The sequence below is a fragment of the uncultured Campylobacter sp. genome (assembly GCF_938031315.1).
GTDB lineage: Bacteria > Campylobacterota > Campylobacteria > Campylobacterales > Campylobacteraceae > Campylobacter_B.
The window spans coordinates 1-7898 of record NZ_CALHHT010000108.1; the positions used below are offsets into that span (position 1 = coordinate 1).

The window sequence follows — 7898 nt, forward strand, 5'->3', positions numbered from 1 at the left end:
GGTTGGACTTGGCCTCTATGCCCTTTACGATTAGGGTATCTACTTTCATCTTTTCTCCTTGAAATTTAATGGATTTAAAAGCTCATCGCTCCGATAAATTTAGCTATGCGCTCGTCGCTGCTACCGAAGAATTCCTCTGCGTCGCCGTCGAATGCGATAACTCCGCCGTCTAAGAATAAAATTCTATCTGCGATCTTGCGTGCAAAGCCCATATTGTGCGTGACGATGATAAGCGAGCGATCCTCTGCGGCAAGCTCGGCGATAGTCTTTAGCACCTGTGCCTCAAGCTCGGGATCAAGCGCGCTCGTAGGCTCATCCAGCAGCAAAAACTCAGGCTGCATCGCAAGCGCCCGCGCGATCGCTACACGCTGGCTCTGACCGCCGGAGAGGCGAGCCGGATACGCGCCAGCTTTATCCGCCATACCGACCTTTTTTAGCAGCGCCATTGCATTTGCCTCGGCAAGCTCGCGTGGCTGCTTTAGCACGTGTACGGGTGCTTCGATGACGTTTTGCAAGACGTTGAGGTGTGGAAAGAGATTGAAGCTTTGAAAAACCATGCCCGTATGCGCGCGGAACGGATGATACTCGCTTGTTTTATGCGGAGCGTCGAAATTTATCTTAAACTCGCCTAGCTGTAGCTCGCCGCCGCTTGGAATTTCGAGCAGATTTATGCAGCGCAGCATCGTGGATTTGCCAGAGCCGGAGCTTCCTAAAATCACTGTCGTTTGCCCGTCGCGAAATTCTAAGCTTAGCCCATTTAGCACGACGTGATCGCCGAAGCGCTTAGTTAAGTTCGTAAATTTTATCATCACACGAACCTTGAAAATCGTCGCTCTAGCTTGGATTGTAAGAACGTAAGAAGGGTGCAGACCGCTAGATAAAATAGCGCCGCCAGCACGTATAACGTGAGCGGATCGAATGCCCGTGCAGCGATACGTTGAGCGACCATAAACATATCGACCATCGTAATCGAGGCTACTAGCGAAGTGTCTTTAAGCGTAGAGATAAATATATTTGATAGCGGCGGCAGCGATATGCGCGCTGCTTGCGGAGCGATAATACGGCGCAGAATTTGAGCGTAGCTCATGCCTAAAGACGTAGCCGCCTCCCATTGTCCCTTTGGCACCGATAGGATCGCAGCTCGCACCGCCTCTGAAGCGTAAGCGCCGATATTTAGGCTAAAGGTAATGATCGCAGCAGCCCAAACATCAAGTGTGATCCCAACGATTGGAAGCCCGAAATAGACGATAAAAAGCTGCACCAAAAGCGGAGTGCCGCGAAAAATCCAAATATAAATTTCGCTTAGCTGCTTTAAAATTTTAAAATTTGCGATGCGTGCGACCGCCGTCAGCACCGCAAGCACGAGCCCAAGCAGAAATGAGATTATCGTAAGCGGGATCGTAACTTGCAGCAGGGCTAGCGCCATCGGCTTTAGCGAGCTGCTAACAAGCTCTAGAATTCTGCTTGTTTCGTTCATTCACTCACATCTTTGCCGAAATATTTAAGCGAAATTTCTTTTAGCTTGCCCTCGGCTTTGAGTTCGTTTAGGGCTTTGTTGATTTGATCTGCGAGTTCTTTATTGCCCTTCTGCACGATTGCAGCGCTATAATCGACATCTTTTAGCTTTGCGGCGATCTTAATCGGAGCGTCCGGACGTTGTTTTAAAAAGTCGTAAAATACGGTATTATCGCGCACGACGGTATCTACGCGGCGAGCGATCAGCAGCTCCATACTTTTGGCGAAACTATCTACAGTTACGTTTTGCGCGCCGTATTTTTTAGCGACTTGTGCCCAGTTGCTGGTAGCGGAGTCTGCATTTTTCTTGCCTTTTAAATCCTCGAAGCTTTTAATGTCGTTGTTATCTTTATGCACGATAATAGCTCCGTAAACGACGGTGTAGGGCACAGAATACTCATATTTTTTCTTGCGCTCATCAGTGATGCTTACTTGATTAAACACAGCGTCTGCCTTGCCTGCATCAAATGCTGCAAGCATCGCATCCCAAGGCGCAGTTAGAAATTCTATTTTTAGACCAAGCTTTTCGGCGACTGCGCGCGCGACATCTACGTCGTATCCTGCGAGCTCATTTTTGTCGTTATAATACGAAAATGGCGAAAAGGTGCCTTCGGTAGCTACTTTAAGCGTGCCTTCGCGTAGCGTTTTAGAGTTTGCGCCGCATATTAAAAGCGCGCACGCAAGCAAAGTTTTTATTAAATTTTTCATAATTCCTCCAAAATTTTATGAGCGAAATTTAAAATGCAAAATTCCGCTCAGCTAAGTTTAAAATTCCACGCTTCAACTAAGCGGTCGTAAAATTTACTCCGTAATGTCTTTGCCGAAATATTTAAGTGAAATTTCTTTCAGCACGCCTTTTTGCTTTAGCGATTTTAGCGCGGAATTTATCTGCGCCGTCAGCTCGTCGTCCTTTTTAAGCAGCACGGCGGAATAGATCGGCTCATTGCCTTGAGCTGCGATCTTTAGCGGGGCGTTCGGGCGCTGCTTCATATAGTCAAAAAATGTGATATTGTCGTTGATCGTAGCGTCTGCGCGACGAGCTATGATAAGTTCCACACCCTTGCTAAATCCGTCTGCTGTGACGATTTCAGCGCCATAGTTGCGCGCCATGTCAGCCCAGTTACTAGTAGCGGAGTGGACGCTTTTTTTGCCTTTAAGATCCGCAAAACTCTTAATCTCCTCGTTATCAGCTCGCACTACTAGCGCAGCATAAGCCACAGTATAAGGCTCGCTGAAATTATATTTTTTCTTGCGCTCCTGCGTGATACTTACTTGATTCATCGCTATGTCAGCTTTGCCTGCATCAAATGCCGCGAGCATCGCATCCCACGGCGCGGTTAAAAATTCCGCCTTTAGCCCTAGCTCTTTTGCCAGTGCGCGAGCGATATCGACATCAAAGCCGGTAAGATTATTTTTCTCGTCATAGAAAGAATACGGTGAGTAAGTCCCCTCCGTGGCTATTACGAGCGTGCCCTCTTTAAGCGTCTTAGCGCTTAGGGTGGCGGTGATTAGCGCTGTTGCGAGCAGGGCTTTAAATATTTTCATTGAATCTCCTTGAAATTTAGCTATCGCTCGCGCTGCGAGCAGATGCGCGATTATATCGTGCGGAATATATAATTTTTATTAAAAATTTTAAATTTTAGTAAGACGTGATACAAAATTTCGCCTGCATGACAAAACTTTAGCGTCATATATTTTTAAAATTTTGACAGAGGTGATTTATAAAATTTCAAGTTTATTAGGTAAAAGTATCACAGAGGGAATTCAGCCTGCGATATAAGATAAAATTTGCAAGTATTTTGAGGCGGATTTGAATGTTGTGCGGAAAATTTTGTCCGAAATAGAACACGTAGTTCATCGTAGGACAAAATTTTCAAACTCATTCAAAGACGCTCAAAAGACGCCTCAAATTAGCCTATATTCTCACCCGCTATCATACCAAACGTTAGACAGTCAGCAATCGCCACGCTACCTAAGCGGCTGGCTCCGTGCACGCCGCCGGTGATCTCGCCTGCAGCAAATAGTCTAGGGATCGGCATCTCGGTTTTTAGCGAGATGACCTGGGCTTTGGTATTGATGTCGATACCGCCCATCGTGTGGTGGAGCTTCGGCGTGCCGCGTATAGCGTAAAAAGGCGGTTTAGAAACGTCATAGCCGTCAGTAGTAGTTTTATCTAAAGGCTTGCCAAAGTCATCATCTTTGCCTGCTTTTACGAAGCCGTTATAGCGCTCGACGGTCTTTTTTAGCTCATCGGCTGGAATTTTATAAAATGCCGCAATTTCATCGATGCTATCAAATTTTTTTAAAATTCCCGAATTTAAAGGCTTTTCGAGCTGCTCGGGAAGTAGGGCTTTTACGCCGTTTGCGTCGCAGAAATTTATCGGATAGTTGCCGTCGGTACCGATGACCTTAAACATCGCCTGAGCCCTAGTGCGGCGGTCGGCTAGCTCGTTCATATAGCGTTTGCCCGTTTTAGGGTTTACCGAGATGCCGTAGCGGAAGCTTGCATTTACGTTAAACAACGAACCTACTCCGAAACCTTTTTCATCTGGGCAAGCCCATGGGCCAAACTGTATCCAGCTAAGCTGCACGGGAATCGCACCGATTCTAAAGGCTTCTTTCATCGCGCCCGCCGTAGCGCCGGGATGATTTGTGCTATCCGTTTCTTTGGTTATCGAAGGGTCTTGCACCTCTCTAAAAAATACGTCGCGACAAAATCCGCCCGCTGCCAAAACTACGCCTTTTTTGGCTTTGATCGTCTTTTTCTCGCCGCTTGTATTTTCGACATCGTCTTTTAGACTATTTGGGTCAAATTTGTAGTTTTCTCTGATAATTACGCCCTCTACGCCGCCATCCTCGCCTAAAACGAATTCATCAAATTTTGCTCTTTGTCTAAGCTCCGCACCCTGTAAATTTTTAAAATACTCGACCATCGGCTGAACGATGCCCGAGCCGCTGCCGTTAGTAGTTTGAACGGTTCTTGGGACGGAGTGACCTCCCAGATGCGAGAGTTTATCTATGTATTTTACGCCGCATTTTATGGTGAGCTTATACGCGTCTTGCGCGCGGGTAGCGATGGTATCGATGAGATCGACGTGGTTTAGGCCCCGACCCGCTTTCAGGCAGTCTTTGATAAAAAGCTCGTTGCTATCTTTCACGCCCTCTGCTTTTTGTTTGTCGTTATTGGGCACTGCAAATAAGCCGCCGTTGATGACGCTGTTACCGCCGACGCGTCCCATTTTTTCTAGGATTAGGACTTTATTGCCTTTTTCGGCTGCGGTGATGCCTGCGGCAAGCCCCGCAAAGCCGGAACCAACGATGACTACGTCCCACTCTTCGTCAAATTTGACGTCTTTAGCGTTAACCGCAGCATTTGCGTTTACGGAGCCGAGCGCTAAAGCACCCGCGCCAACTAGGCTCATTTTGAGCAGATCACGTCTTGAAACGTTTTCCATGATGTCTCCTTTATTTTACCGTTATACGGTTTTTTTGATGCCTAATTTTGGGAGAATTATACCCAAAGTTAAATAAAAGCAAAATAATATTATTTAAAAATTGTTTTTAAATTTTAAAAAACCGCCGCAGCCAAAAAGCCGCTTATCGGCTGCTTACTAGTTCTAAATTTAGACAAATTTTAAATTTAAATCTCTACATAAAATTTTGTGCGCTATGAGAGCGTGTATCCTTTGCCGGATAAAAGACCCGCAAAGCAGGTCTTTATTTCTCGCAAAGCTTGCCGCATGCGTCGGCGCGACATCTGCTGCAGTGAGTCATTTGATGAATGGAGCCGCCGATGAGCTTTCGCATGCTGCGAATTTCTTCATTCGAGGGCGATTTGATATTTGCAAAAGGGGTGCCATGCACGGGGATCATCGCCATGCAGTTCATAATATCGACCTGCCACTCTTTGGCTTTTTTCGCGATACGTGGGACGTGATCCATATTGATGCCGGGGATTACGACCGTATTGATCTTTACGATCATACGGGCTTCTTTTAGCTTGCGAATCCCTTCCTCTTGGCGCTCCCCAAGAATTCTAGCGCCCTCTTCGCCGTGGTAAATTTTGTTTTTGTGGCGCACCCACGCATAAATTTTGCCGCCTACGCCCGGCGTTACGGCATTAACGGTCACCGTCACGTGGCTCACGCCTATCCGCACGATATCATCCACATGCTCGGGCAGGGACAGGCCGTTTGTGGATAGGCAAAGTAGGGCATGAGGGAAGCGGGCTTTGCATTTTTCAAAAGTCGCTAAGGTCTTATCGGCATCGCACATAGGATCCCCGGGCCCTGCGATACCGATGACCGAGATATCCTGTCTAAATTTAAATAGATTTTCCACGTATTCCACGGCCTCGTCCGGGCTTTGCACTCTCCTCGTTACGCCTGGGCGATTTTCGTTGGCGCAGTCGTAGATGCGGTTGCAAAAATTGCATTGGATATTGCAATGCGGCGCTACGGGAAGGTGCACGCGCCCGTAGGCAGCGGACGCTTTTTTGCTAAAGCAGGGGTGGTTGTCGAAGGAGGGTTTGGCGAAAAAATTCATCAATCTTTTTTCCTTCCAAATTTGATGGCGTCCGCGTGGCAAACATCCATACAATCGCCGCAGTTCGTGCAGTTCATCTCGTCGGGCCTAGTGCCCATTTCGCATTTGCGCAAACAGGCGTTGCAGTTATCGCAGGCATCCGTTTTATAAACGCGAAATATTGAAATTTTACGCAGCAGCTCCATTATGCCGCCGCTCGGACAGGCGAAGCGGCACCATAAATTTGCGACGATCAAGGACGCGGCGATGAGAGCTACGACGACGGCAGTGCGAACCGCCCAGTACCAGTCGGAAAATTTAAAGGACATGATAACGGCGTTTAGATACTCGTCGCTGGTGCGGATAGGGATCATAACGCGAGGATTGCCGTAGAAAAAATATACGCCCGCGCTAAGCAAAACGGCTAGGACCATGCCTATTTGCGCATACCGTAGCTTCTTATTGTTTTTTAGCTTAAGCTTAAAAGCGGCAAATTTGCCGAGCATTTGATTTACGAATCCGCCCGGGCAAAGCCAGCCGCAAAACGCGCGCCCGAGGAAAATGACCAGCACGGGGATAAATAGCCAAAAGCCAAAAAACACGGTCGCGATCCGCCCCCAGCACGTAACGATCGGACAGGATTGACAGTTTACGAAAGGCACGATAAATGGGCATCTAAAAATCCCATAATACGCCCATTGCCCGATCGCGCCGATAAAAATCAGCTGCACCAAACGACGAATTTTAGTTAGCCTAGAGACTTTTTTCATCTTTGCCATATTTACGATACTAAACATCTTTTACACCAAACCTTTCTATGAGTTCAAGCCCGCGCGCCGAATGGATGGAGGTAAAGCCGTGCCGCTCGAAAATTTCCTGCCCGTCCGAGCAAACGAAGTCCGCAAAGTCATCGGCAAGCTTCTCGTCTTTTACGTATTTCATGATATTTAGCGTAAAGGTAAGCGGCCCCGGCGGGATGAGTTTCTCGTCGATAGGCATGTATTCGATTTTGTCTTTAAACCTATCGTGCGTCGTTAGGCGCTTTTCGATGATGGACGCATCGCCCTTGCCGTCTACGAGATCGCACATCATCTGGATGACACATGAGCCGTTGGCAATCATATTTTTCATGACTGGCTCAGTAAGGCCGGAATTTTTCAAAATTCCCTTTACCGGTCCGCTACCCGGAGGCGAAGCCCTTAGCGGCAACATCACCCGCACGCCGGGTTCCGCTAGATCCTTCAGATCGCGAATGCCCGCGGGATTTCCCTTCGGCACTACTAAAACGTAGTCGGTAAAACATAGCGGTCTAAAGCGAAGGCTAAGGCCTGCTTTGCGTAGTTTTTGGCTTAGCTCCAAAACGCGGGCGCCGAAAACCTCCGTCTTGCCCTGCAAGGCTAGCAGCGACTTCCCGAGCGCCCCCGCAAAGGCGCCGGTGTACTGGATATTATGCCCCGTTTTGGACTCGTACGCCTGATTTATCTGCGCAAAAGCCTCAGATAACCCTCCGCACGACCAAACCTGCAGCGAATCGGGCTTAAACGGCGTGAAGCCTGCGAGCATAGATTCGGGTCCGGCGATGGCTGCCGCTGCCAAAGCTCCTTTTAAAAAGCCGCGACGAGATTCGTCTATCTCCTTAAATTTCATGCAACCTCTCCTTTCTTTGGTTTGTTTTTAAATTTAGAAAATTCTTCATTTCAAAATTTCAAGTAAGACTCGCTAAAGTAGCTCGATAAACGCTTCCAAGCGCGTGCGAATTTGCCCGACGTCTTGTTTTGAATAATCAGTCTCCAGCGACATATAGTTTGCTCCAGCTTCACGGCTGGCTTCTTTGATCTTGTTCGTCTCGATCGCGTAGG

The 7898-nt window shown here is 47.8% G+C and carries 9 protein-coding genes; all 9 read right to left on the reverse strand.

The genetic code is table 11. The annotated features are described in order from the left end of the window. Positions 1-74: 74 nt before the first annotated feature. The 9 genes from Q0236_RS03015 to Q0236_RS03055 all read right to left on the reverse strand — a co-directional run bounded on the left by Q0236_RS03015 (position 75) and on the right by Q0236_RS03055 (position 7890). Positions 75-809: an amino acid ABC transporter ATP-binding protein gene (locus Q0236_RS03015; RefSeq protein WP_297914983.1), complete on the reverse strand. Its 735-nt coding sequence runs from the start codon at positions 807-809 to the stop codon at positions 75-77. After that, on the reverse strand, positions 809-1477 hold the full coding sequence (locus Q0236_RS03020) for an amino acid ABC transporter permease (RefSeq protein ID WP_297914986.1): 669 nt from the start codon (positions 1475-1477) through the stop codon (positions 809-811). Before Q0236_RS03020 ends, Q0236_RS03015 begins: the two co-directional genes overlap by 1 nt. Beyond that, on the reverse strand, positions 1474-2223 hold the full coding sequence (locus Q0236_RS03025; protein WP_297914989.1) for an amino acid ABC transporter substrate-binding protein: 750 nt from the start codon (positions 2221-2223) through the stop codon (positions 1474-1476). Before Q0236_RS03025 ends, Q0236_RS03020 begins: the two co-directional genes overlap by 4 nt. Positions 2224-2316: 93 nt before the next feature. Continuing rightward, on the reverse strand, positions 2317-3060 hold the full coding sequence (locus Q0236_RS03030; RefSeq protein WP_297914992.1) for an amino acid ABC transporter substrate-binding protein: 744 nt from the start codon (positions 3058-3060) through the stop codon (positions 2317-2319). Positions 3061-3425: 365 nt separating this feature from the next. Further along, positions 3426-4970: a flavocytochrome c gene (locus Q0236_RS03035; protein ID WP_297914995.1), complete on the reverse strand. Its 1545-nt coding sequence runs from the start codon at positions 4968-4970 to the stop codon at positions 3426-3428. Between the two features lie 262 nt (positions 4971-5232). Continuing rightward, positions 5233-6060 (reverse strand): radical SAM protein, encoded by an 828-nt coding sequence (locus Q0236_RS03040; protein WP_297915004.1) that lies wholly within the window; start codon positions 6058-6060, stop codon positions 5233-5235. Then, positions 6060-6836 carry a 4Fe-4S binding protein gene (locus Q0236_RS03045; RefSeq protein ID WP_297914998.1) on the reverse strand — a complete coding sequence of 259 codons (777 nt, stop codon included), beginning with the start codon at positions 6834-6836 and terminating at the stop codon, positions 6060-6062. The genes Q0236_RS03040 and Q0236_RS03045 overlap by 1 nt, the downstream gene beginning before the upstream one ends. Beyond that, complete coding sequence (locus Q0236_RS03050) at positions 6829-7686, reverse strand: substrate-binding domain-containing protein (protein ID WP_297915001.1); 858 nt, start codon at positions 7684-7686, stop codon at positions 6829-6831. Before Q0236_RS03050 ends, Q0236_RS03045 begins: the two co-directional genes overlap by 8 nt. Before the next feature lie 72 nt (positions 7687-7758). Beyond that, a complete protein-coding gene (locus tag Q0236_RS03055; RefSeq protein ID WP_297915007.1) occupies positions 7759-7890 on the reverse strand; it encodes a 2-hydroxyacyl-CoA dehydratase family protein in 132 nt (43 codons plus the stop codon). Positions 7891-7898 lie beyond the last annotated feature (8 nt).